This is a genomic window from Persicobacter sp. CCB-QB2 (assembly GCF_001274635.1).
GTDB lineage: Bacteria > Bacteroidota > Bacteroidia > Cytophagales > Cyclobacteriaceae > Persicobacter > Persicobacter diffluens.
Window position 1 is genome coordinate 789,381 of the sequence record NZ_LBGV01000001.1, and the last position, 25,173, is coordinate 814,553.

Consider the following 25,173-nt stretch of genomic DNA (forward strand, 5'->3'; position numbering starts at 1 on the left):
GTTTCAAAATGGTACACAAAGGCTTTTTTCATTTTGGTGACCATTTTTTTAGCACCAATGTATTACCTGCATATAGATCGGTATTCCTAATGTGATGTTAAATGGAAAAGTGATGGCAAGCGGCATGGGAATATACAGCCCTGGATTGGCTTGGGGTACCGCAATTTTCATAGCTGCAGGCACCGCGATGTAGGACGCACTGGCCACCAAAATAGCCAACAATAAACGGTCTCCCACACTCGGACTTAAAGCCCCGCTCAGGGCAGCTACAGCGACCCCATTGATCAATGGGATAACCGTTGCAAAGATAAAAGGGCCGGGGCCTTTGCGGAAAAGAGAGGATAATTTTCGACCGCTTTCAATGCCCATATCGAGTAGAAATATGGCCAGAAAACCTTTGAAAAGTTGGTTGGTAAGGGGGCGATGCCCTGCGCTTGCTCCTCGCTGGCCATAAAGCCAATCACCAGACTACCTAAAATAAGCAGGACGGATCCATTGGTAAAAGAATGCTTTACGATGGATTTCATACAGACCTGATTTTGTTTTTTGTAAGCCGAAATCAGTAGTACGCCTACAATAATAGCCGGGGCTTCCATCAGCGCCATCGTGGCAATCATATACCCACCGAAGGGAATATTTTGTAATTCCAAAAATGCGACGCAGGTCACAAAGGTAACGGCGCTGATGGATCCGTAGGCCGCTGCTATGGCCCCGGCATTTTCCACCGAGAACTTCTTTTTGAGCAGAAAGAAGGTATAAATGGGAACCAATAGCGCCATGATGATACCGAAGGCGATCATGCCGGCCATTTCCATGGTAAAAGTGGAGTGGGCTAATTCTTGTCCACCCCTGAATCCAATGGAAAATAATAAATAGAGAGAAAGGAATTTTGAGGAACCTTCCGGAATTTTTAAATCACTTTTGAGTTGTACTGAGATGATACCCAGGGCGAAAAATAGAAGGGCAGGGTTGGTGAGGTTTTCAATAATTAGCTGAAGATCCATTATTAATAATATCGTCTATGAACTGTTTAAGTGTATTTTATGGGTAGATTCCTTGAAGTGGAAAAATCAAATTGGAAGTGACTTTGATTCATTTATCAAAAAGCAGTGTGGCTATGCTTTCCAGATAATCGGAAATCACTTCCTTAAAATCTCAGGATTTCCTCAGAAGATTTGACTACTAATCATGCAGTTAAGGGTTAAAAGTGATATTGATTTCGCAGTGAAGAGACAGGACTTGTTCTGGGTTCACAGTAGATTGTAGTAAATCCTCTAAAGAATCTAATTCCTCCTGTAATTCCTGAGCTCTTTGGTTTAAATGCCCTGATTCCACCCCAAACCGTTCCAAAATGGAAAACTGTTTTTGCTTTAAGAATTTAATCTTTGAGCGAATCAGATCCCGAACCACTTCTTCCGCTTCGGGTTTTTGATAATCACTGTTGATCAGGGTGATTTGACGCGTCTTAGGGAAGGTGATTTTTGCCGCCGGAGTTAAATGCTTATTCTTCATGATTTTAACTTTGGTTTTTTTGATTGTTGACGCAAAGAAAGATGAAAAATTCCATATATTTTTATATATTAGTGTTATTGAATACATAAACAAACGTTATGAATTATACTTTACATCAATTACAGATCTTTCTGGAGGTGGTCAAGCAGGAGAGTGTAACCCGCGCTGCTGAGGCAATGCATATGACTCAGCCGGCATTGTCGATTCAAATGCGCAATTTTCAGCAACAGTTTGATCGACCTTTAATGGAAGTGGTGGGAAGAAAAATTTATATAACAGATTTTGGGAAAGAAATTGCGGAAATGGCAGGCCGCGTAGTGAAAGAGGCGCAGGAAATTAAATTTCAGACCAAGGAATACAGTGGGGAGCTATCAGGAAGTTTGAAAATCTCTGTAGTTTCTACCGGTAAATATGTGATGCCTTACTTCTTAGCGGAATTTTTGGATTTGCACCATGCGGTGGACCTTCAACTAGACGTTACCAATAAGTCTTTGGTGGTGGAAAGTCTGAAACAGAATCAGGTGGATTTCGCACTGGTTTCTGTCCGCCCGGACCGAATGGATTTGGAATCCATTGATTTGCTGGAGAACAAACTTTATATGGTGGGGAATAAAGAGCAATTTGATGCGGATCGCCCTTTTATCTTCCGGGAAAAAGGCTCTGCTACCCGGAAGGGGATGGATGAGTTTCTCAAATCCCGTAAAAACCGTAAGCGTTTGGAGTTGACCTCTAATGAGGCGGTAAAGCAGGCGGTGATTGCCGGGCTGGGTTATTCCATTATTCCTTTGATCGGGACGAAACATGAACTGGAAAATGGGGATTTATTTAATTATACCCACGGAGGGTTTGCCGATTAAGACGATGTGGCAGTTGGTTTGGTTAAAAGGAAAGCGACATAGTCCGGCGGCCAAGGCCTATTTGGAGTTTCTTTCTGAACGGAAAGAGGCTTTAGCGAAATTACACTTTGAATGGTATATGTAGAACTGATCATAGGGAGTAGGAACAGGGTGTTAATGTGGTTGTGCGCACTGGCGTTTTTGTTGGGTGCCCGGGTGGTAAATGCGCAGCAGGATTACCGGCATTATCATCAGCAGGTGCTGAAAGTGGAAGACCAGATCATGCTGGAAAACTTTGATTCGGCCACGGTGCTGTACCATGCCTTGTTTTCGGAATATGAATTTGTGTTTCAGCGGGATTGGTGGGTGGGAGCGCAATGTGCCTTTATCTCCGGAGAAGATGAACTTGCTTTGAAATGGCTGGAGTTGGGCATGAAGGCCGGTTTGGAATGGCGGGAGATCAAAGATTTTTCACTATTTCGTCCCTTGAAGAAAATTGATGATTGGAAATCGCTGGAAAAGGAAAAAGCGGATTATCGGCGGGAATATGAAACCAAATTGGATTCCCCGCCTGCCCGGAAAATGGAAGCCATGTTCAGGGAAGATCAGGCATTGGCTTTTAAATCTTTATTTCGATTTTCAGAAAACAAACGGAATAAATTTGCCGAGGAAGTCTTTGCCATTCAAAGTGAAAAGCACCTGCAAGAAATTCAAAAAATTATTGATTTGGTGGGCGTACCAGGAGAACGCATGGTAGGAGAATCTATTTGGCTCTCCGTGATGCTCTCTCATCATAATGGCATCTCTCAGGACTATTCCGAAAAAGATACCCTTTATTTAAAGATGAAGCCTGAATTACTTCAGGCCATTCAGGTAGGATTCCTTTCCCCCTATGTGTACGGTTGGGTGGAAGATTGGTATTGGTCTGTGCTCACACAGGGAGCTGAAAATGCTTATGGGATGTTGAACGCCCCGGACAAAGTACAACAAGCGGAGGTCAATATTAATCGGGGCCGGGTGGGCATGCGCCCATGGGAAAATGAAAAACGGCTGAATCAGGTGGAGCGGAAATATGGCTTGGATTTAAAACTTACAAGAGATCTTTAAGGGGGAGAGGAGATCGGCTTGAATGGGTATGGGGAAATTATATCGAATAATATAGATTGATTTCAATAAAAGGGTTTATTTAGTGCTGACTAAATTTGTATTCAATGAGACGCCATTCTATTTTCCTACTTGGTTTAATTTTTTTCATTTCCTGTAAGCAAGCACAAAAGCAGCATCCTGAGTCAGCACAAGGCCAGTACGAAACCCCTGCCCATGAGACGATTCACCCACTGACCGCTTCTTTTTGGAGACTGTATGAAAATGAAATGATTTATGGGGAGAAGCATCATATTTCGTCCAAAAATCAATCCCTTTGTTATTATCCGGATGGTCGATTATTTTTTAATGGTGTCTATGGTTCATGGGTTTTGGATGACGAAGTCGTTAAACATCAACTGAACCGGGAAGATGAAGTCGCCATGAATTTTGGAGGAGATTTTATCATAGAAAATCTGACAGATTCTTCTTTGGTGATCACCAAGTTGATGGACAGCAAAGGGGAGATGAAAAGGAGAATGTACTTTAAAGCTTCAAAAACCTTAACCCCAAATCCTCAGCCACATTCCGGTGCACCCTATCATTTTTTGGGAGAGCTTAATCAACAACTTTTGGATTCTCTGCATGCCATGTCCAAAGCGGCATTATTTGATGCCGGATTTACGATATTAAGAAATGATATGATTCATATTTTGAAGGAAGATACTTTACATATTATTGGTTTAAATCAATCAGAAAACTGGTATCAAAAGCAGGCTTTGAATTAGTTTCAATAAAGAAGAAGGAATGAGGGGTTGATGTTTTATCCAATAATGTCAAAAATCATTATGCCATGGAAACGAAAGCGACATTAGCCAGTCGGTTAAAAGAGGTGCTCACAGAAGGGGAGTGGGTGACGGGTATGAATTTCAAAGCGCAAATTGAAAAGTTAAGCTGGCAGCAGGCTACCCATAAAGTGGCCGAATTGAATACCATCGCTGACCTTACTTTTCATATCCATTATTATCTCAAAGGTGTGGGTGATGTATTGGGCGGTGGCCCACTGAAAATCCATGATCAATACAGTTTCGATTATATGGGCGTAGAGGAGGAAGAAGATTGGCAACAGTTGAGAAATGATTTCCTTCAAGAGGCAGATCGCTTTATCAGCCTGGTCGAACAAATGCCCGTAGCACAATTGTCTGCTCCCTTTGTGGAGGAAAAATACGGCACTTGGGAAAGGAATATCAATGTGATGATCGAGCATGTGTATTATCATCTGGGGCAGGTGGTGTTGATCAGGAAGTTGATGGGGAGTAGAAGCGCTTCATAATTTCGAGAAACACCAATACTAATAAATGAGGCAAAAGACTAAATTAATCATTCTACAAGGTAGGGCAAACGCATCAAGTTAAAAACTATTGAGAAATTGGTTTATTTTTGCCCTATGAATACACCCACGACTATTTTTTCAGGAGTAGAAGACCCTCGCCAAGAGTGGAGATGTCTTTATCCATTAGAAAATATCCTTTTTATCGCCTTAGCAACAATGATTTGTAATGGCGAAGATTTTGAAGATATGGTAATTTTCGGAGAGCAAAATTATGAATGGCTAGCCGAGTGCCTTGATTTATCGAATGGTATCCCATCTCATGATACCTTTAATCGAGTTCTACAAAGATTACGACCAGACTCATTGCTGAATAGTCTCAAAGAAGATGGGCAACAATTACTGGACGTTGTAAATGAAAAGCAGGTGATTTTAGATGGGAAAAAATTAAGGGGAGTTTCTCCAAATCAAAAAGGGAATAAAGGTTTATACATATTAAGTGCTTGGGTTGGTGAAAATAATATTTGCATAGGCCAACAAAAGGTTAAAAATAAAAGCAACGAAATTACAGCCATTCCTGAATTACTTGATAGCATAGAATTGGCCGGCGCTACGGTGAGTATTGATGCGATAGGGTGTCAAAGGGAGATTGCTCAAAAAATAACACAAGATTGTGATGCTCAATACTTTCTTTCGCTTAAAAAAAACCAGAGGAACAGTTATCAGATTGTTGAAGATGCATTCCGCTTCCACAATCCTAGCAAATTTGACTTAATGATTGAAGAAGGGCATGGAAGAAAAGAAGAACGTAAATGCACTATAATTTCAATGGCATCTTTGCCGGAAGAGGAGCAATTAACTGGTTGGGAAGGGCTAAAAAATATTGTTAAGATTGAGAGTAATCGAAATGTTAAAGGGAAGGAAAGTAAGCAGGTTAGATTCTACATGAGTTCTGAAGAAATTTCAGATCCAAAATACTACAATTTATTGGCAAGAGGACATTGGAGCATAGAGAATCAACTGCACTGGCATTTGGATGTGACATTTAATGAGGATGCTTGTAGAGCCAGAAAGGATCATTCCGCTGAAAACTTAAATATCCTCCGAAAAATCGCACTGCAGAGAATTTCTAGAATGGATGATAAACTCAGTAAGAAAAAGAGGAGATACAAGGCTTCAATGGATCATAACTACCTTATATCCATCATCTCCTGATGCGTTTGCCCTATTCTACAAGGGGTATGAGGCATATGCATAAATTTATTGTACTTATATTAATCTGTTTTTTAGTTTCTTGCTCTACGCAAGAGGAAAGGGGGAAGTATGAATATCGGTATGCTTATGTCTATAATACTAAGCCGATGCACTGGGGGCATGGATATTTTAAAGTTTTAGTGCATTACCGCTTTAAATTCAAAGGGGACCTTCATCAGGGCGAGTATAAATGGAATAAATTATCTAAGGTCCATATGCTACCTTTCCAAGAGGGAGATAGTATCCTTATTAAGTTTCCGGCTGATAATATTGATAAATCGGAGATAATAAGGAAAAAAGGCTATAATACTCTTTGATCTTGGGTGTTACAGCCTCACCCCAAAGGGGTGACACTAAATAGCGATGGGTGCTAACCCATCGAATAGCATTCTCTCGCCCAACATTAAGCCTGAAAGGCTTAAACATTATCCCCCTAAATCCTCCCAATGATTGATGTAGATTTTCATTGAACCCCTTCAGGGTTCGGGAGTTGTTGGTTATTTTGCCGATGGGTTTTCACCCATCGCTATTCAATTTAATCCCTTCGGGTTAGGGGTTTTACTTTGATTAAAAATATTAGTTTTCAGATATTTTCCTCTCAACGGAAGTCCTGCTTGGAAGAATTTGATTTATCTAAGTTGTCTCCTTCCCAGTCAAGGCGTCCCCCTGGTCGAAGCGTCGCACTTTGACCAAGGTTGTCCTATTCCCACCACCTGTACGACCAAAAATGCCGAGCACCCTAACCCCCAACTTCCCCCAAAACCTCCCCTCAAATTTTGCCAAACCGACCTTTTGGTTATTTTTGTGGCTACTGAATACTAAAGATTAACCATGTCAAGAAAATATTTCCTGAAAATCGCTGAGGAATTGGCGATTAGCCAAACTCAGGTAGCCAATACGGCAGAGTTGTTGGATGAGGGGGCGACGGTTCCGTTTATCGCCCGATACAGAAAGGAACAGACCGGTACATTGGATGAGGTGGCCATTGCGGCGATTCGTGATCGCATGGAACAATTGCGCGAGCTGGATAAGCGTCGCGAGGCGATCTTGAAATCATTGAAAGAACAAGAAAAATTGACGGACGAATTGGAAGCGGCAGTTATGGCGGCCGAAACCATGAGTCAGTTGGAAGATATTTACCTGCCTTATAAGCCGAAGCGTCGTACCCGTGCGACTATCGCGCGTGAGAAAGGGCTGGAGCCACTGGCAGAGAAAATTTTCTCTGAGGAGCAGTTCACTTTGGAAGAGTTTGCCGCCTCCTTTATTGATGGCGAAAAAGAGGTGGAAGATGTGGAGCAGGCTTTGGCCGGTGCACGTGACATTATCGCTGAGTGGGTGAATGAAGATGCCGATGCCCGTGCTGACATGCGTGAGCTTTTTGAAAAAGAAGGCCGCTTTGTGGCGCGTGTGATCACCGGTAAGGAGCAGGAAGGAGAGAAGTATAAAGATTATTTCGAGTGGGATGAAGACATCAAGTCTGCGCCTTCTCACCGCGTGTTGGCCATGCGCCGCGCAGAGAAGGAATTGATCATCACCCTGGAATCTTCTCCGGAAGAAGGCGATGCCCTTTATAGTCTTGAAAATCGTTTCGTTACGCGTCAGGATGCTGTAGGTGAGCAGGTCACTTTGGCCGTGCGCGATAGCTACCGTCGATTGATGAAACCATCGATGGAGACGGAGGTACGTACCACCACCAAGCAACGCGCGGATGAAGAAGCGATTCGTGTATTCCGTGAGAATTTGGCCCAACTGCTAATGGCTTCCCCTATGGGGCAGAAGCGAGTGATGGGGATTGACCCGGGATACCGCACCGGTTGTAAAGTCGTGGTGCTGGATGCACAAGGCAAGTTGGAAGATCATACCGTGATTTACCCGACCAATGGCGCATTCAAAAAGCAGGAGGCTGAAGCCGTATTGTTGGCTTGGTGCGAGAAGTACAATGTGGAAGCCATTGCGATTGGTAACGGAACAGCCTCCCGCGAGACGGAAACCCTGGTGCGTGACCTGAAAATTCCAAACACCACCGTCGTGGTTGTGAATGAGAGCGGTGCCTCCGTTTATTCCGCTTCCGAAGTGGCTCGTAAGGAATTCCCGGATCATGATATCACCGTTCGTGGAGCAGTATCTATTGGCCGTCGATTGATGGATCCTTTGGCTGAATTGGTAAAGATCGATCCGAAATCTATCGGTGTCGGGCAATATCAGCACGATGTGGATCAGTTCCAGTTGAAAAAAGGCCTGGACGATACCGTATCTTCCTGTGTGAATGCCGTAGGAGTGGAGCTGAATACCGCTTCCAAAGAATTATTGACCTACGTTTCCGGTTTGGGTCCATCCCTGGCCGAGAATATTATCCAATACCGTAATGAGCATGGGGCATTTTCTTCCCGTGCGGACTTGAAAAACGTACCACGTTTGGGGCCAAAAGCTTTCGAACAGGCCGCAGGTTTCCTTCGTGTGCGTGATGCCAAAAACCCATTGGACCGTTCGGCAGTACACCCGGAGCGTTACAAATTGGTACAGCAAATGGCCAAGGATTTGGGCGTTTCTGTGGATCAGTTGATGTCGGATGCGGAAAGCCGTCAGCGTATTGATTTGAAAAAATATGTATCCGAAGAAGTGGGGATGCCGACTTTGGAAGATATCATGAAAGAGCTGGACAAGCCGGGCCGTGATCCTCGTGAGAAGTTCGAAGTATTCCAGTTTGCCGATGGTATCTCGGAGATCGAGCACCTGAAGATGGGCATGAAGTTGCCGGGCATCGTGACCAATATCACCGCTTTTGGTGCTTTCGTGGATGTCGGAGTGCATCAGGATGGTTTGGTACACGTGAGCCATTTGTCGGATCAGTTCGTGGACGATCCTGCTAAAGTAGTGAAGGTAGCGCAGAAGGTAGAGGTTACTGTGATGGAAGTGGATATCCCACGCAAGCGCATCAGCTTGTCCATGAAGGCCGATCCGTTCAATACCGACAAGCCTGCCCGCGGACAGAAGTCCGGCAGAAATCGTCAGCAGGAAAATCGCGGACGCCAGCAGAGCAATGACCGTCGCGGCAATCGCCGACCACAGCGTGAGGAGGCTCAGGCTGATGGGGATTTGCAGGCGAAGCTGGCCATGCTCAAAGGAAAATTTAAATAAGATTTAAGCCCCCGCATCAACATTTGGCGGGGGAATGCGTATTCAATCGCAGGCTGAGAGCGTGCTTTTAAACATGCTCTATGCTTCGGCCTGTGATTTTTAATTTTTATCAAGCAATATGAGTCATCCAAAAATAAAATCCACTACCGTCTGTGCCATTGTTCATAATGGTCAGGTCGCTATTGGGGCCGACGGTCAGGCTACTATGGGCAATACCGTCGCAAAAAGTAATGTGCGTAAAATCCGTAAGCTGGCGGATGGTAAAATCGTTTTGGGTTTTGCAGGATCTACGGCCGATGCCTTCACCCTGATGGAGCGCTTCGATGAGAAGTTGGGCACCTACGGGGGCAATATGAAACGCGCCGCTATCGAATTGGCCAAAGACTGGCGAATGGATCGTTACCTGCGTCGTCTGGAAGCCATGATGATCGTGGCCAACAAAGAAGAAGTTTTGGTGATCTCCGGTACCGGGGACGTTTTAGAGCCGGACAATGGGGTAGCTACCATCGGTTCCGGTTCCATGTATGCACAATCTGCCGCATTGGCACTGAAAAAGCATGCACCGAACCTGACCGCCAAGGAAATGGTAGAAGAGTCGCTGCATATCGCTGCCGACATTTGTATCTACACCAACCATAATTTGATTGTAGAAACAGTAGCGGAATAAGTCGCTGCTCACCAATTTCAAAAAGGACAAGTTCTTCAGGGGGCTTGTCCTTTTTTCATGCCTTATGTTTTGGTAAAAGGAGGCTTTCTTTTTTTGGGGCCGTGCCTCACAAGCTCAGCACCGGGCTGGCGGCAGTCGCTATTTTGGTGCCCCATCCCAAACAAAACCGCCTAAGGTGTCGCTGACCAAAATGAGCTCCAACAATGCCTTCATCCCTCGGCCGGGGGGCAGTGAAAAACTTTTTGTTACTTGATTTGACTTAAATTTTTTGTGAATCATTTTTAAATACGGCCATCCATCTTTTATCTTGCTCCTTTTCTAACCAAGCCAAGTCCTGAGAGATAAATATCCGGAAATTGGTATTTGTTTTTTTCTCTGAAATATTCTCTTATTATTCCAATTTCTTCCATCTTCGAAACGAAATCATCCACATTTGGGATTCCAGCTTTTTTGATATGTTTTTTTAAAACTTCTTTTTCCATTGGAGATCGTTCACTCTTACCATCAAATAAATTAAATATAACATCGAGTTGAGGATATTCTTCTTTCAATTCTTGAACTCTTTTCCTTGATACTTCAATGAGAGCATCTTCAGCATTTTTGGATCTAATTATTCTGTCATCCAATTTTTTTCGATCCTTTTTCTGTAAAGCTGCAGATGATTCAATTAACCAAAGTAATGTTCTGGGATGAATGTGTTCATTGGTGTCCTGAATGTGATTTTTTATCCAATTTGATGGGTATGATTTATTATTTCCACCCATTCGCTCACCAAAAATCTTGGTTAGTATTTTTTGATGATTTTCATGATTTAAGTTTGGAACTGCTCCAAGTTCTTTTATTTCTCCAAATTCAGTACTAACATCATAAAAAAGCGTGTTTTTTAAATGAGGATCTGCGTGGTACATTCGTTTCCATAAAATATTTAAAAGCTCATCAAAGTTCCAACTTAACTTATTGGTATAGTTATCAAGTTTTACTTTGTCAGTAATATCATTTACCTCTCTGTCAAATATATCTTGCCTTAGAAAAATTTTTGCTTTTATATTTTTATAAATTTTAATATTCTGAAAGTAAAAGGAAATCAATCCACTAATTATTTTTCCTCTGACGCTTTCCTCCTCATGAATTTGGTCAAGGTAGTCATAAACAAAAATGCAAATTGTTCCCTTTTCACTTAGAAGTTGATCATATTCAATTATGCTTTCTTCCAAAAACAGTAGATTTATGGGATTATCGAAAAAGCCTAACCATTCAGATTGTTTAGAGTCAATTAATTTCGATAAAAACTCTTTATGGGAGAATTTTTGGGTAATTATTTCTTTGGTTAATTCGTTTTTTAAAAGTAACGCGATCCAGAAAGCCCTTATTACATCTAAGTCCTGTCCTGCAATTATTTTAAAAAATGGTTTTGTAAAATTGGTTTCACTCTCATAACCCACTTTCCAATCTAAATCATTTAAATTTTTGTTGTCGGCATCACAATAGGAGGCCAATGCTTTAGTGTAATTTTGGTGCTTAAGGACTGTAAATAGTGCAGTTTTTCCACTACCTTTCTCTCCCAACACTAAGAACGAATTTTTATCAAATATGTAGCGATAACTTTTGGTGGGATAGAATCTGTTTTTTAGGTCTTCGTCACTATTAAATTCATTTTCAGCAGCTCCATTTGTAACGGATTTAGTCATTGCATTTAAAACCTTGTCATTAAATTCATTTTCCTCAGAAAGTTTTAGCTCTTTGCCAGAGTTTTTGCGAAGAAAATATGAAATATGATCAGCTATTTTATAGTATGCTGAATTTACGTCCTCAATAATTCTGTTAATCTTATCCTCATCGTTGATTAATGCTACTATTTCATTATAGGGTATATGAATGGGGAAGTGATCAGCAGTATCATCATCAATGCTTGGAACTGAATTAACGTCATAATAATATTGACAAAAAGCGTCATAGCTTTCTTCGATATAATACTTCATTTCAGCTTTAGCATCTGCTGGGGATTGGGGACGGGAGAGTTAATTAAGTAAAAAGGGATTTCATTTTCTTTAAAACCATTTAATTTAGGCACTATACTCCTTAGTCCGAACATATTTTGACTATTCCCATAGAATAAAAGGAAAATCATTTGGGCATAACGATTAAATACCAACCCACCAATATCATTTATTCCTGTTCGTGAATCAATTAGAATAACATCAGGTTGTATTTCTTTTTCAATTAATTTGAGATAAGTATCAACCCCAAAGCTATTATGTTTGTTGTAATTTAGGTTTACTTTAGATAATTTATCAATGAATAGGTCTGAATCATTCTTTCCTGTCGATATTGCTGGAAAAATAAATAATTCTCCACCTGTTCTTATAGAGGGTGATCGGTGTTTGAAGTAATAATCGTCCAAAGAGAGTTGATCCAAATCTTTTTTTGAAAAATTATAATCATTTATGAAGTCAACAAAACCTTTGACAGAAAGGTATTCTTCGCGTTTTGCCTCTTCTTTTTGTAAAGCAAAAAGGGTTGCTAAACCTGGCGCTTCTAGATCGAAATCTATAAGAGCAACTTTTTTACCCTGCTGAGCCAAGATGTGCGCTGCCATTACCATAGCAGTTGTTCTACCAACTCCTCCTTTGAAAGAATAAAAGCTTATTATGGGTGTGTTTAATACTTTTTCGCTTCTTTGGACAAACCAATTGTTTTTAGTTAAATGTCTTTCAATGAAAAATATGTTCTTTCCTTTCTCCAGTTCTTTCTTTCCGGCTTGTAAATCATTCCATATAAATGAATCTTTATTTTTGTCTAAAAAATCAACCTCATCGATTGCTCTAATCTTTTTGAGTTCTTCAATCGTAGTGTGATTTTTTTTAGGGCCGAAAATATATACTGAGAATCTGGAATCTACTTTTCGGATTATATATGTTTCATTTTCTTCACTAACAACTGTTTTGATTGCTTGGTGTAGATCTTGTAAATTAGATGAAAAATTCATTTGATTTGTTTGATTAAATCTCCCCATTGGTTTTCATTCGTGTTAAGGCCTCCATTAGAATGTCGATTTCAGATAAGTATTGGCTCGAGGTTTCTTGATCCCATTCTTCGGAATGAGCTATATACCTTATTGCAACAGGATTCCATTTATTTTCCCCGCGAAGTATAGTTGGGATAGATTCTGCGATGTTAATAAGATTTTCATTAACTAAGGAAGAACTCTCAAATAGGTAGCTTATTCGGTTGGCCATTCTTTCCATATTATGTCCGAAATTGCGCCTTAACTCTTCAGTAGAAGATCCATTATTAGTTAGGATTATTTTTGCATAACATTCTGCTGTATAGCCTCCTAGGTAACATGCACTGTGAAATTCATTCTGCTGATGTAATTTATGGGAAGAAGTGTGACATCTTCTTGCTGTATCATAGTAATTGTCTGGCATAAGAGTATTGGATCATTCATTGAAAAGTACTAATATTTTTTGGAATTCACATTATTATCCATATTTAAAGTAGGGCAAACGCATCAGGAGATGATGGATATAAGGTAGTTATGATCCATTGAAGCCTTGTATCTCCTCTTTTTCTTACTGAGTTTATCATCCATTCTAGAAATTCTCTGCAGTGCGATTTTTCGGAGGATATTTAAGTTTTCAGCGGAATGATCCTTTCTGGCTCTACAAGCATCCTCATTAAATGTCACATCCAAATGCCAGTGCAGTTGATTCTCTATGCTCCAATGTCCTCTTGCCAATAAATTGTAGTATTTTGGATCTGAAATTTCTTCAGAACTCATGTAGAATCTAACCTGCTTACTTTCCTTCCCTTTAACATTTCGATTACTCTCAATCTTAACAATAGTTTTTAGCCCTTCCCAACCAGTTAATTGCTCCTCTTCCGGCAAAGATGCCATTGAAATTATAGTGCATTTACGTTCTTCTTTTCTTCCATGCCCTTCTTCAATCATCAAGTCAAATTTGCTAGGATTGTGGAAGCGGAATGCATCTTCAACAATCTGATAACTGTTCCTCTGGTTTTTTTTAAGCGAAAGAAAGTATTGAGCATCACAATCTTGTGTTATTTTTTGAGCAATCTCCCTTTGACACCCTATCGCATCAATACTCACCGTAGCGCCGGCCAATTCTATGCTATCAAGTAATTCAGGAATGGCTGTAATTTCGTTGCTTTTATTTTTAACCTTTTGTTGGCCTATGCAAATATTATTTTCACCAACCCAAGCACTTAATATGTATAAACCTTTATTCCCTTTTTGATTTGGAGAAACTCCCCTTAATTTTTTCCCATCTAAAATCACCTGCTTTTCATTTACAACGTCCAGTAATTGTTGCCCATCTTCTTTGAGACTATTCAGCAATGAGTCTGGTCGTAATCTTTGTAGAACTCGATTAAAGGTATCATGAGATGGGATACCATTCGATAAATCAAGGCACTCGGCTAGCCATTCATAATTTTGCTCTCCGAAAATTACCATATCTTCAAAATCTTCGCCATTACAAATCATTGTTGCTAAGGCGATAAAAAGGATATTTTCTAATGGATGAAGACATCTCCACTCTTGGCGAGGGTCTTCTACTCCTGAAAAAATAGTCGTGGGTGTATTCATAGGGCAAAAATAAACCAATTTCTCAATAGTTTTTAACTTGATGCGTTTGCCCTATATTTAAAGATTATCTAATTTTCTTGATTTTATCGCCTTTTACACAGTAGGTAGGTATCGTTACTTTTTTTCTAATTGGTATTATACCGATTTATTGGTCACTATCTTACAGTTTTATCAAGATACGTTATCTACAGTCCATATTCCTTACTCACTTTCGTGAAAATTGGTGTTGGCGCTTTTTATTTTAGGGGGATCGTTTACCATGAAAGGTTTAGCTTTTTGCTTACTTTTCTGTGGTATTCATTATTAATTCAGTTCTAATCTATTGATTCCAGTATTTCATTATTTTAAAGCCCTACTTTCAATAGCACAACCTACATTTAAATGGCTCCTTACATTCATTGGAATCCCGACCCGGAGATCTTCAACCTCTTCGGCTTATCGATCCGTTATTACGGACTCTTTTTTGTCACCGGAATAATCCTTTGCATCAAAGTCATCGAACGGATTTTTAAGCAGGAGGGCATTCCCCGCAAAAATTCAGAAGTACTGACCCAATACGGGGTGCTCGGAATTTTTGTCGGTGCCCGTCTGGCGCATTGCTTTTTTTATGATTGGGATTATTATTCCAACCACCTGATCGAAATATTATTACCTATCAGGATGTTCCCTTCCGGCGACTTTGAAATCATCGGCTATCAAGGGCTGGCGAGTCATGGAGGCGCTTTGGGCTTAATCCTGGCTTTGTTTTTTTATGCCCGCCGATGTCATCACCAATTCCTGGAGATTTTGGATATTATTGCCATCACCACTGGTTTGGGAGGAGGCTTTATCCGCATTTCTAACTTCTTCAATTCCGAAATAATCGGAAAAGCAACCGGATCCAGTTGGTATGGAGTGGTGTTTGATCGCGTCGATCAAATTCCCCGACATCCTGCACAAATCTATGAGTCACTGGCATATTTCCTTATTTTCGTGCTGATGATCATCATCTATCGATCGAAAAGAATAGCGCTGGGGCGTGGCTTTTATTTTGGCTTAACGCTGAGTCTGATTTTCTGCTTTCGCTTTGGGGTGGAATTTTTTAAAGTCAATCAGTCTTCCTTTGAGGAGGGGATGGCATTGAATATGGGGCAGTGGTTGAGTATCCCTTACATTATCATTGGTTTGGGCTTTGTGCTGTATGCCCGTTTGGGTAATGGAAAAATGACATGGAAATTATCTTGACCGCACAGGCCGAAGAGCTGCGATGGTATTTGGAGTTCTGCAATCAATACCTTCAATAGAAACAGAATAGAAAGGTAGTCTTCGGGCTGCCTTTTTTTTGCCCTGTTCTCCTGTTGATAGAAATCTCGTTTCCAACAGCGATAAGTCAATTCGCTGTCAATGAGTGTTTTGGGCAAAGTGGATAGGATCGAAAGCTCTTTCCCAAAAAGTATACAGCTTTCGAAAATCTGTATAAGTCTACCGCCCTGCTTTATGCCGATATTTGTACCGAACAATAAAACAAGCGATATGAGTACTGCAAATCAATTTGGAAAAAAAGGTTGGACTCCGGACCGAATCAAAGATCTAACCGGTAAAACCTTTGTGATCACCGGCACCACCAGCGGGACGGGCTATGAGGCTAGCCGCATTTTACTGTCCAAGGGCGCGACCGTGGTGATGCTGAACCGTAACCCCAAAAAAGCGGCCGATACCATTGCTCTGTTAAAGGAAACTTTGGGTGATGCGATCAAGCTCTCCAATGTTCAAATGGATTTGGGTGTGCAGGCGTCCGTAAAAAATGCGGCCAAGGAAGTTTTAGAAATGGTAACCGGCATTGATGCTTTGATGTGTAACGGTGCCATCGCTCAGGTGCCGGAGCAGCAAATCACAGAAGATGGCTGGGAAAGCCAGATGGGCGTCAACTATTTTGGCCATTTCACCCTACAGGCGCTACTCCTTCCGCTGATCGAAAAGGTGAACGGCCGGATCGTTACGGTGGGGAGCATGGGTTATGATATGGGGATCAAAACCATTAAGTTCGATGACCTGAATTGGGATAAGGACTATACCGCCAATGATGCCTACAGTCAGAGTAAACTTGCTCAAATTATGTCGATCTATGAATTACAGGACCGACTGGAGCAGGCTGGCAAAACCAATGTGAAAGCTTATGCCTGTCATCCGGGTTCTTCCCGAACCAATTTGATCAGTACCAGTGGGAGCTTTATGATGAAAATGATTTTCGGCCTGATGAAATTGTCTCCCCTGACGCAGCCGGCAGAAAATGGCGCCTATCCGGAGCTGATGTGTGCAACGGAAGAAGACCTGGATCAGAAGGCTTTTTACGGTCCTACAGGACGCAGTAATTGGGTGGGGCCAGTGGGGGCGCATTATCTGGCTCCGCATGCAAAGGATAAAGCTGTTGCCAAAAAATTATGGGATTTATCCGAAAAGGAAACGGGAGTTCAATGGAATTTTTAAATTGAGACTTATAAAATATTTCAAAATGGATCTACTCAAAATATCGACAGATTGGGCCAAGGCCGAACTGGTTTCTACTTCCTTCTTCATTATTGCCGGGCTGGTCTTTGTGATGTGCAGCTTTGGTTTCTGGCAGTTTGGTAAAACCGATCTGGCCAAAGCCTACATCATTCCGATATTGGTGGCCGGAGCGTTTTTAATGACGGTCGGATTTGGTCTGTTTTTCACCAATAAAGGCCGGATCACCCAATTTGAAACCGCCTACAATGAGGATGTTTCTGCATTTGTTGCTTCGGAAATGGCGCGCACCGAAAGCACGCTGAAAGAATACAAGACGGTGGTATTTACGGCTATTCCCTTCATTATCATGGCTTGTGGTCTGGCCATCTTTTTGGTGAATACGCCCGGCTGGCGGGCAGGCATGATTTCCACCATTGCGATGTTGTCGGTTATTTTGCTGATCGACGGACTGGCTTATGCCCGTATTGCCGACTATCAGCAGGAATTGATTAAAGTAGAACAAGAACTGAAATAAGCACATGCAACATTTTGATTCGCTGTCGGCCTATCTGAAATATCTGGAACTGCCCCGCCCGGAGCATCCGATGTTCAGCATGTATACCGCCCTGGGCGAAGGCTTTTTGCCCTGCCCCAAAGAAAGTTCGCCTCCCATCACGAACGATTGCTATTCGATCAGTTTCAAAAGGTTTGTGGCGGGAGATCTGAATTATGGCCGTACCCAATACGACTTTACCGATGGGGCCTTATTTTTCATCGCTCCCCGGCAGGTATTGCAGTGGAATAGCGGTGCCGTTTTCGATCAAAAGGGATTTTCGATCAACTTTCATGAAGATTTCCTGAAAGGAACAGAACTGGCCACCCAGATCAGAAAATACGGTTTCTTTTCTTATTCAGTCAATGAAGCCCTGCATCTTTCCCCAAAAGAGGAGCGACAGATGGAGCTCATCATCGAAAATATGGAGCTCGAATATCATAACAATCCCGATTCCTTCAGTAAAGAGCTCATCATCGCGCATTTGAGTACCTTGTTGAAATATGCGCAGCGATTTTATGAAAGGCAATTCAATAGCCGCACCGAGCTTTCCAATGATTTACTGGATCGCTTCAATCAGGCATTGTCAACCTATTTTGATTCTGGTCGGGTGCAGGAAGAAGGAATTCCGGGCATTGAACAAATCGCCGAGGAGCTTTCGGTATCACAGCGTTATTTGAGCGATACGCTGAAAAAAGAAACGGGCAAAACCACCACCGAACATTTGCAGCTCTACCTGATCGAAGAAGCCAAGAATATCTTACTGGATCCGGGCAAAACCGTAGCCGAAGTCGCCTATGAATTAGGCTTCGAATACCCTCCTTATTTTTCAAGACTGTTCAAAAAGAAGGAAGGCATGAGCCCCACCGAATACCGCCAAAAGTACAGCATGAATTAATCGGACAGTCCCAGCAGGTGCTTTTTTGGGGCCGTGCCTCGCAGGCTCAGCACCGGGCTGGCGGCAGTCGCTATTTTGGCGCGCCGCCCACAATAAAACCGCCCAAGTTGGAGCTGGCCAAAATGAGCTCCAACAATGCCTTCATCCCTCGGCCGGGCTGCTTTGCGGGTCGATACAGATTATTCTTGAAAGAAAGCTGCCATTGGAAAAACGGAGGAGGGTGATGCAAAGCATTAACATATAATACCTTGGCTTTTATTAAGCAAAAACGAGGGATTACCTGTAATTATTAAAAGCCTTTGATATCCAGTTCTTTATAGGGGGTGTCAAGTACTTCTGTCTCATTTTTCACCTTTAAACTCCCGAACCTGCTCTATTGAAATATTCAATGCCTCGGCGATTTGCTCATCTGTGAGCAAGCCGGTTTTTAACAGTCCATGCACAGAATTTTTTAGGGTTTCCGTTCGGCCTTCTTCCCTGCCTTCTTCCCGCCCTTCAATCCTGCCTTCTAAACGACCTTCCTCCTTTGCTTCTTCCTTGGCAGTTTCCATCACATTATAAAGATCGCGGTAATTTTTCAGGGAAGCTTCATAGGCTTTCTTTTCTATCGGACTGTATTTGGCCAGTTCTGCCAGATCAAAAAAACGATTAAAAACCCTTTCCTGTAATTCCATCGGCCGGCTTTGCAATTGCTCCAGATTTCTCAACAGGTAAAGCCATTTGTCAAAATGGTTTTCAAGTTCATGTAATTCCTTGGTGAATTTGGGGGTTTCCAGATAAATAAAAGTCAGTTTATCGTAGAAGACTTTGCAGGTCTCTACTTCCATGAGTTGTACACGGTGCAGGATTTTTCCAGGCTCATCGTCTTCCTCTTCAAAGAGAAAATCCATAATGCCGATGGTATAAACACTTTTCAGACGGAACTTCCATTCTTTCCCCGGCTCGGCCTGTTCCTGTATAGGAAAGGTGGAATAATAAAGACTTCGGTCCTTAAAGTATTTTTGTTTCGCCCTTTGTAGTTCAATGATGAATTTTTCCCCGTCCTGATTTTCACAGTATAAATCAAAGATCGCCTTTCTTTCTTCCGGGGTCCGGGGAAAATGTTCATTGGCCTGATAGCTGAGGTCCGCGATTTGGTCTTCTTCTGGCAGGAGCTGGTTGAGGAAATCAATGAGTAACTCCTTATTGGCTTCTTCTCCAAAAAGCTTTTTAAAGCCAAAGTCCGTAAAGGGGTTAATGAATTTGCTCAACATGCCGGTTATCTTTTAAAAATGAAAAAGAAGACGCTTACGCCCTGATTGTTGGCACAAAGATAAGCAAAAATATAAGAGAAGGGAATGGGGTGTTTGGGGGTGCTCCATATTTTTCCTCTTGGCCAGGAGGTTGTCTATTAAGAGGTGGGAAATTTCTTGATGATGAAGACCATGGGCACAGCGCGTAAAGCGTGGTGGTAGCCGCTTTTCCAATAGGGTGTTTTTGTTTTATCATCGGTCAATGGGTTAAAAGGCAGGCTTCTAACTTAATTCCCGGGTATTTTTGGGTAGCTTAGCGGGCGAATAGCCCGGAAGGGGCAGGGATGAAGCGGGCTTGTTTGAACCACAGCGGCCCAAAAGGCCGATGGGGTGAGCCGCGCCAGCCCGGTGCTGCCGTCTAAGCGGCAGCAGTCCCCCAAAAGGAATTCTCCAGTATTTTAATGGGTATGGAAAGGGAGCCTGGGAATGCTTTGCTAGTAGAGCAGGGGCATACTATTCTGAAATAAGGTTGACTCAGCTGATTCAGGAAATGCTATAGCCATGTAGCAGCATTTTTTCTCTGATATTTTTCAAAGCCATTCCCAAAAGGTTGTATACGGTTTTGGGGCTGATCTCCAATATTTCAGCAATTTCCTGCACTCCAAGTCCGTCAAATTTGGCCAGACGGAAGACCATCTGTTGTTGCGGGGCCAGGTTGTTCACCATCATTTCCAATACCTGTTGAAGGTCGGCATATTGCACCTGATCGTTGCCATCATCTCCAATGATCGGTAAGTCTTCTGCTATGCTGAGGCTTTCTGATTTTCTGGATGATTTTTCCAATAGGTTAAGTACGCTATTCTTTACGGCACGGTATAAATAGGGCTCAATAGAAGTTTTGATGTTTTGACTTTTTCGATTTTTCCAAAGATTAAGAAAAACATCTCCTACTATATCTTCAGCTTCTGTTTCTGAAAGTTTCATGGCTTTGGCAAATCCGACCAACCGATCATGATACTTAATAAACAGATCACTGAATTCTTCTTTATTGTTAAAGGAGGCATGCTTAGAAAATAGTTCCATTGCTTTGATTCAGGTATAAAACAAAGGTAGTATGTGCGGTTTTCGCTAAGTGAAGTTTAAGTTCAAAGCTATGTTATACCGAAATGAGAGAGCGGTTAAGGCAGTAAAGTGGGCTTAATATTGGTGGTGATTTTGGTGGGCTGTGTTATCCATTTGTGAATGTTGAAATTCATATGGGAATTTATGGGGTGTTGTCTGTCTATATGATCAGAATCGATTTATTATATAAAATGAATGAACTGATCGGGAAATATTTTTTAAATGAACTGACATCCGGAGAGCAGGGACAATTAGCGGAATGGCGGAGCGCACATCCGGATAATGAAGCTTATTTTCAGGATATCGCCCGTCTGCAGGAATGTAAAGTCAGCCGGGAGGTGAATCTGAATGCTTTTATAAGGGTGAATCAGCTCAATGAAAAAATCCGGGACTATGAGTATGGGCGGAGTATTGAAAGAAAACGGAAGGCATACCAATATTCAGGTGCGGCGGCGCTTTTAATTTTGGTGCTATTCGGAGGGGTGATGTACGGGCTTATGGGGACTTTTGTTCCAGAGAAGGACCGTTCAGTTGTGACTTTAACCAGTAGTCGGGCCGTTACCGGAGAGAAAAGGCCTCCGATCATTTTCAAAACGAATCAGCCTTATAAGCGGGTGAGTTTACCGGATGGTAGTGAGGTGACTTTGAGGGCTGGCGCGGAACTGAAGTGGATGTGGGATTTTCATCAACAGTATCGGACCGTTAGGCTGAAGGGCGAGGCTTTTTTCGATATTAAGCGGGATGAGGCACACCCTTTCCGTTTATATGCCAATGATAGCCGGACAGAGGTTCTGGGTACTTCCTTTAATGTGGAGCAGTCAGAGGAAGCGGTTAGGTTGTGCTTGTTTAGCGGTAAAGTGAAATTCGGGCAGGTTTCTGTTAAAGAGGAGGTTGTGCTGCAGCCCGGGCAGGCTGTGAGTTTTTCTGAAAAGGAAGGGCAGATGGTATTGGGTGATTTTGATGCGGAGGCTGTGTCAGACTGGACCCGGGGGATTCTTCGGTTTGATCAATGTTCTATGCCGGAGATGGTGCAGAAACTGAATAAGCATTACAACAGTGATTACAGGCTTAGCAGTAATGAAGATTTTTCGAAATTAAAATTTACGGGAGTATTTACAGATGTTCCGGTAGCGGAAGTGATGGATATGATGGGGCAGGTGCTTCACATAAAGACGGTCCATCATGGTGAAGAAAAAATAATAACAAAGTTGTGGGAGTAGATCGGCAAACCTTTCCCACAACCGTATAAACCAAACCAAAAATATGACAATTTTTACAAAAAGCAAGGCGGCCGGCATTCTGATGCTGGCGGCAGGGGCATTCTTTGTCCCAACTTCAGGGCATGCAGCACCTGAACGGCCTGTAATTCAGTTGGAAACTGGAGAGCGCATCGCGCTGAAAAACTTGTTTAAGCAGATTGAGAAAAGCACGGATTACCGCTTTGTTTTTTCTCAGGAGGTGGATGTGCTGCAGACGGTGGAAGTAAAGAATACTTCCCTTAGTATTGATGAGCTGCAAAAAGTACTTAGGGAACAGTTGGGGTTGAATTGTAATCAGCAAGGGAATAATATTCTGATTACGCCCGGCACGCAAAAGCAAAAGCTGACGCAAAATGTAAAAGTTAAAGGGGTGGTGCTGGATAATTATGGCGAGCCTATTATCGGTGCTACGATTGTATTGAAAGGAACACAGCAGGGAGGGATTACCGATATTGAAGGTAAATTTAGTCTGAACCTGGAAGGAGTAACGGCGGAGGATCGTTTGGAAGTCAGCTTTTTGGGCTATGAAGATAGTGAGGTGAAGCTGGGGAATCAGTCGGATTTTCGTATTGTGCTGAAGGAGTTCTTCGCTGAGTTGAATGAAGTTGTGGTGGTAGGCTATGGCGAGATGGAGAAGAAGGATGTTACCGGTGCGGTGGCCTCAGTAAGTGGAGAAAGCCTGAATGATATGGCTACGGCTAATTTTTTGGATGCCGCACAGGGTAAGGTGGCCGGTTTGGATGTGAACATTGGAAGTGCTGCTCCGGGGCAGCAGATGGACATCGTGATTCGTGGGAACAGTTCGATCACCGCCTCCAACGCACCGGTAGTGGTGGTGGACGGAATGCCGATTGAAGGCGGACTGAATGAGATTAACCCTAACGATATTAAATCTATGGAGGTGCTCAAGGACGCCTCTTCCACAGCGATCTATGGTTCTCGTGGAGCAAATGGGGTGATTTTGATTACCACCAAAAGAGGAAAGTCCGGCCAGACGCGCGTATCGGTGGATTCTTATCTGGGGGTGACTTCCGTTTCCAACAAGCTGAACCTGATGAATGGGGAGGAATTTGCGGAGATGAAAAGGGAAGCTTATCGTACGGCGGGCAACCTGATGCCGGATGATCAACTTTTCGATCCGATAGCCTATAATAATTTACAGCAAGGGAATTATACTGACTGGCAGGACTTAATGTACCATAATGGCTTACAACAGAATCATCAGATCAGCATCGTAGGAGGGAATGATAAATTAAGAACGGCTGTCAGTGGTGGCTTTTATGAGGAGCAGGGGATTATTGATAACTACGATTTCAACCGAATCAATTTGCGCACCAATATTGATTATGATGCTTTTGATTGGTTGACGGTGAGAACGTCCACGATGTTCTCCTCCTCAACTCAGAATACCGGACCCGGAGGTCAGAATATTTTTGATAATATTGTTCGTCTGAATCCGCTGGGAGACGCTTACGATGAGGATGGGAATATCCTTTTTCGTCCAACGACTGATGAGGGTCAGCGTTCGAATCCTTTATCGGATATTGAAAATATCACCAATGAGATAAAGAACAACCGTTTCTTGTCTAACCTTTATGCGGAGGCCAAAATATTACCTTGGTTATCTTACCGGGTGAATTTGGGTTTGGATTATTTATATGAAAATTCCGGTGCTTTTTATGGTAGTGAGTCTTCGCGTCAGCAGGGCGGAAATAACCGTGCGGAGGTGGTGAATCGCAGGAAGATGGGCTATATGGTGGATAATATTTTATCGGCTAAAAAGACCTGGGACGATCATAAGTTGAATGTGACCCTGATGACGGGAATGCAGGGAGAGAACAGCACTTATGCACACATCTATGCCAATCGCATTCCTAATGATGATTTTCTGTGGCATAATATCGGATCAGCAGAGGAGATCGAATCTGTTGGTTCTGACTATGCTGACTGGATGCTGTTGTCTTATATGGCGCGTGTAAATTATACCTTCAAGGACCGTTATATCTTTACGGTGAGTTCACGTCGGGATGGCTCCAGTCGTTTCGGAGATGGCTATAAGTACGGCTTGTTTCCTTCGGCGGCTTTTGCCTGGAGAATTAAGGAAGAAAGTTTTATGCAATCGGCAGAATGGCTGGATGATCTGAAGTTGCGCGTGAGTTATGGTGCAGCGGGTAACACCGGCATTCCTCCCTATCAGTCTTTGGGCAGTTTGCACAGCTCCAACTATGTTTATGGCGATCGTGGGGCTTCTGGTTTCCGATTTCAGGATTTGGCTAATCCGGATTTGCGTTGGGAAAAAACTGCTTCTTTTAATGTGGGTGTTGATCACTCGCTGTGGAGCGGAAGAATTAGCGGAAGTATTGAATATTATAATTCTTTGACTACTGATTTGTTGTTGGAGCGCCGATTGCCAGCCTCAACCGGTTATGAATCGGTATTGCAAAATGTGGGAAGCGTGAGAAATTCCGGTATTGAATTTAACCTGAATACGGTGAACGTAGTGACCAAGGATTTTCGCTGGAATTCCAATTTAAACTTTTCATACAATAAAAATCAGGTAGTTGATCTTTACGGCACCGGTCTGGATGATGTGGGGAATGCCTGGTTTATTGGTCAGCCGATCAATGTGATTTATGATCATCGTAAATTGGGCATCTGGCAGTTGGAAGAGCAGGAAGAGGCCCTAGCAAAAGGTTTTCAGCCCGGAGAACTGAAAGTGACAGAGGGGCGGGAGATTATCGGTTACCGTGATCCGCAGTGGATTGCCGGTATGACCAATAGTTTTAGCTATAAAGGTTGGGAATTCAGCTTCTTGTTAACCGGGAAATTTGGTTATGAAATTTACAGTGGTCTGCATTCTTCTGCCGGTCGCCTGGACGGAAGATACAATAATTTCCGACAGGATTACTGGACGCCGGACAATCCGACCAATGCCTACCCAAGACCCGATGCCGCCACTCAGGGCCCTAAATTTGGTAGTTCCAATAATGTGTTCAGAGGAGATTTTATCCGATTGAAGAATGTGACCCTGGCTTATAACTTCAATGCAAAGCAGTTGGAGCGAATCGGTTTGAAGAATCTTAGAATTTATGCACAGGCCAAAAACCCGGCCATTTGGACAGAATACGAAGGTTATGATCCTGAATTCGGTACCAGCACTGCTTACCCGGCGGTCTCTACTTACTTAATGGGAATCAATTTAAGCTTTTAATTA

Annotated in this window: 20 protein-coding genes and 1 pseudogene; 14 read left to right on the forward strand and 7 right to left on the reverse strand. The window is 42.6% G+C overall.

What is annotated here, in order from left to right:
- Nucleotides 1–48 precede the first annotated feature (48 nt).
- Together NG22_RS03660 and NG22_RS03665 are read right to left on the reverse strand one after the other, a co-directional pair.
- Nucleotides 49–1,004, reverse strand: a pseudogene (locus NG22_RS03660) (sodium-dependent bicarbonate transport family permease).
- A gap of 190 nt (nucleotides 1,005–1,194) precedes the next feature.
- On the reverse strand, nucleotides 1,195–1,512 hold the full coding sequence (locus NG22_RS03665) for a hypothetical protein (RefSeq protein ID WP_053404465.1): 318 nt from the start codon (nucleotides 1,510–1,512) through the stop codon (nucleotides 1,195–1,197).
- 98 nt (nucleotides 1,513–1,610) lie between these two features.
- Between NG22_RS03665 and NG22_RS03670 the strand changes: the two genes are divergently transcribed.
- From NG22_RS03670 to hslV, 8 genes are all read left to right on the forward strand, one after another.
- Nucleotides 1,611–2,369: a LysR family transcriptional regulator gene (locus NG22_RS03670; RefSeq protein ID WP_367379220.1), complete on the forward strand. Its 759-nt coding sequence runs from the start codon at nucleotides 1,611–1,613 to the stop codon at nucleotides 2,367–2,369.
- Nucleotides 2,359–2,493: a hypothetical protein gene (locus NG22_RS18270; RefSeq protein ID WP_367379221.1), complete on the forward strand. Its 135-nt coding sequence runs from the start codon at nucleotides 2,359–2,361 to the stop codon at nucleotides 2,491–2,493. The genes NG22_RS03670 and NG22_RS18270 overlap by 11 nt, the downstream gene beginning before the upstream one ends.
- Nucleotides 2,481–3,455 (forward strand): hypothetical protein, encoded by a 975-nt coding sequence (locus tag NG22_RS03675; RefSeq protein WP_157600848.1) that lies wholly within the window; start codon nucleotides 2,481–2,483, stop codon nucleotides 3,453–3,455. The genes NG22_RS18270 and NG22_RS03675 overlap by 13 nt, the downstream gene beginning before the upstream one ends.
- A gap of 104 nt (nucleotides 3,456–3,559) precedes the next feature.
- Nucleotides 3,560–4,219: a hypothetical protein gene (locus tag NG22_RS03680; RefSeq protein WP_053404467.1), complete on the forward strand. Its 660-nt coding sequence runs from the start codon at nucleotides 3,560–3,562 to the stop codon at nucleotides 4,217–4,219.
- Between the two features lie 65 nt (nucleotides 4,220–4,284).
- Entirely contained in the window at nucleotides 4,285–4,764 is a 480-nt protein-coding gene (locus NG22_RS03685) for a DinB family protein (protein ID WP_053404468.1), read from the forward strand.
- 114 nt (nucleotides 4,765–4,878) lie between these two features.
- Nucleotides 4,879–5,976 carry an ISAs1 family transposase gene (locus tag NG22_RS03690; protein WP_053404469.1) on the forward strand — a complete coding sequence of 366 codons (1,098 nt, stop codon included), beginning with the start codon at nucleotides 4,879–4,881 and terminating at the stop codon, nucleotides 5,974–5,976.
- A gap of 870 nt (nucleotides 5,977–6,846) precedes the next feature.
- Complete coding sequence (locus NG22_RS03700; RefSeq protein ID WP_053404471.1) at nucleotides 6,847–9,153, forward strand: Tex family protein; 2,307 nt, start codon at nucleotides 6,847–6,849, stop codon at nucleotides 9,151–9,153.
- A 118-nt stretch (nucleotides 9,154–9,271) separates the two neighbouring features.
- Entirely contained in the window at nucleotides 9,272–9,820 is a 549-nt protein-coding gene (hslV, locus tag NG22_RS03705; protein WP_053404472.1) for an ATP-dependent protease subunit HslV, read from the forward strand.
- A gap of 302 nt (nucleotides 9,821–10,122) precedes the next feature.
- Here hslV and NG22_RS03710 read toward each other — a convergent pair whose 3' ends face one another.
- From NG22_RS03710 to NG22_RS03725, 3 genes are all read right to left on the reverse strand, one after another.
- Complete coding sequence (locus NG22_RS03710; protein WP_053404473.1) at nucleotides 10,123–11,799, reverse strand: hypothetical protein; 1,677 nt, start codon at nucleotides 11,797–11,799, stop codon at nucleotides 10,123–10,125.
- Complete coding sequence (locus NG22_RS03715) at nucleotides 11,796–12,833, reverse strand: AAA family ATPase (RefSeq protein ID WP_053404474.1); 1,038 nt, start codon at nucleotides 12,831–12,833, stop codon at nucleotides 11,796–11,798. Before NG22_RS03715 ends, NG22_RS03710 begins: the two co-directional genes overlap by 4 nt.
- Before the next feature lie 498 nt (nucleotides 12,834–13,331).
- Entirely contained in the window at nucleotides 13,332–14,429 is a 1,098-nt protein-coding gene (locus NG22_RS03725; protein ID WP_053404476.1) for an ISAs1 family transposase, read from the reverse strand.
- Between the two features lie 381 nt (nucleotides 14,430–14,810).
- Between NG22_RS03725 and lgt the strand changes: the two genes are divergently transcribed.
- The 4 genes from lgt (at nucleotide 14,811) to NG22_RS03745 (ending at nucleotide 18,346) form a co-directional block, all read left to right on the forward strand.
- The gene (gene lgt / locus NG22_RS03730) at nucleotides 14,811–15,653 is read left to right on the forward strand and encodes a prolipoprotein diacylglyceryl transferase (protein WP_053404477.1); all 843 of its coding nucleotides are present in this window, start codon (nucleotides 14,811–14,813) and stop codon (nucleotides 15,651–15,653) included.
- A gap of 288 nt (nucleotides 15,654–15,941) precedes the next feature.
- Nucleotides 15,942–16,895 (forward strand): SDR family NAD(P)-dependent oxidoreductase, encoded by a 954-nt coding sequence (locus NG22_RS03735; RefSeq protein WP_053404478.1) that lies wholly within the window; start codon nucleotides 15,942–15,944, stop codon nucleotides 16,893–16,895.
- A gap of 25 nt (nucleotides 16,896–16,920) precedes the next feature.
- Nucleotides 16,921–17,430, forward strand: a complete 510-nt coding sequence (locus NG22_RS03740; RefSeq protein ID WP_053404479.1) for a hypothetical protein — start codon at nucleotides 16,921–16,923, stop codon at nucleotides 17,428–17,430.
- A 4-nt stretch (nucleotides 17,431–17,434) separates the two neighbouring features.
- Nucleotides 17,435–18,346: an AraC family transcriptional regulator gene (locus NG22_RS03745; RefSeq protein ID WP_053404480.1), complete on the forward strand. Its 912-nt coding sequence runs from the start codon at nucleotides 17,435–17,437 to the stop codon at nucleotides 18,344–18,346.
- A 341-nt stretch (nucleotides 18,347–18,687) separates the two neighbouring features.
- Here NG22_RS03745 and NG22_RS03750 read toward each other — a convergent pair whose 3' ends face one another.
- Both NG22_RS03750 and NG22_RS03755 read right to left on the reverse strand, forming a co-directional pair.
- Nucleotides 18,688–19,599: an Rpn family recombination-promoting nuclease/putative transposase gene (locus NG22_RS03750; protein WP_053404481.1), complete on the reverse strand. Its 912-nt coding sequence runs from the start codon at nucleotides 19,597–19,599 to the stop codon at nucleotides 18,688–18,690.
- Nucleotides 19,600–20,121: 522 nt separating this feature from the next.
- Complete coding sequence (locus NG22_RS03755; protein ID WP_053404482.1) at nucleotides 20,122–20,661, reverse strand: RNA polymerase sigma factor; 540 nt, start codon at nucleotides 20,659–20,661, stop codon at nucleotides 20,122–20,124.
- Between the two features lie 155 nt (nucleotides 20,662–20,816).
- Between NG22_RS03755 and NG22_RS03760 the strand changes: the two genes are divergently transcribed.
- A complete protein-coding gene (locus NG22_RS03760; RefSeq protein WP_157600849.1) occupies nucleotides 20,817–21,920 on the forward strand; it encodes a FecR family protein in 1,104 nt (367 codons plus the stop codon).
- A gap of 43 nt (nucleotides 21,921–21,963) precedes the next feature.
- Nucleotides 21,964–25,170: a TonB-dependent receptor gene (locus NG22_RS03765; RefSeq protein WP_053404484.1), complete on the forward strand. Its 3,207-nt coding sequence runs from the start codon at nucleotides 21,964–21,966 to the stop codon at nucleotides 25,168–25,170.
- Nucleotides 25,171–25,173: the final 3 nt, after the last annotated feature.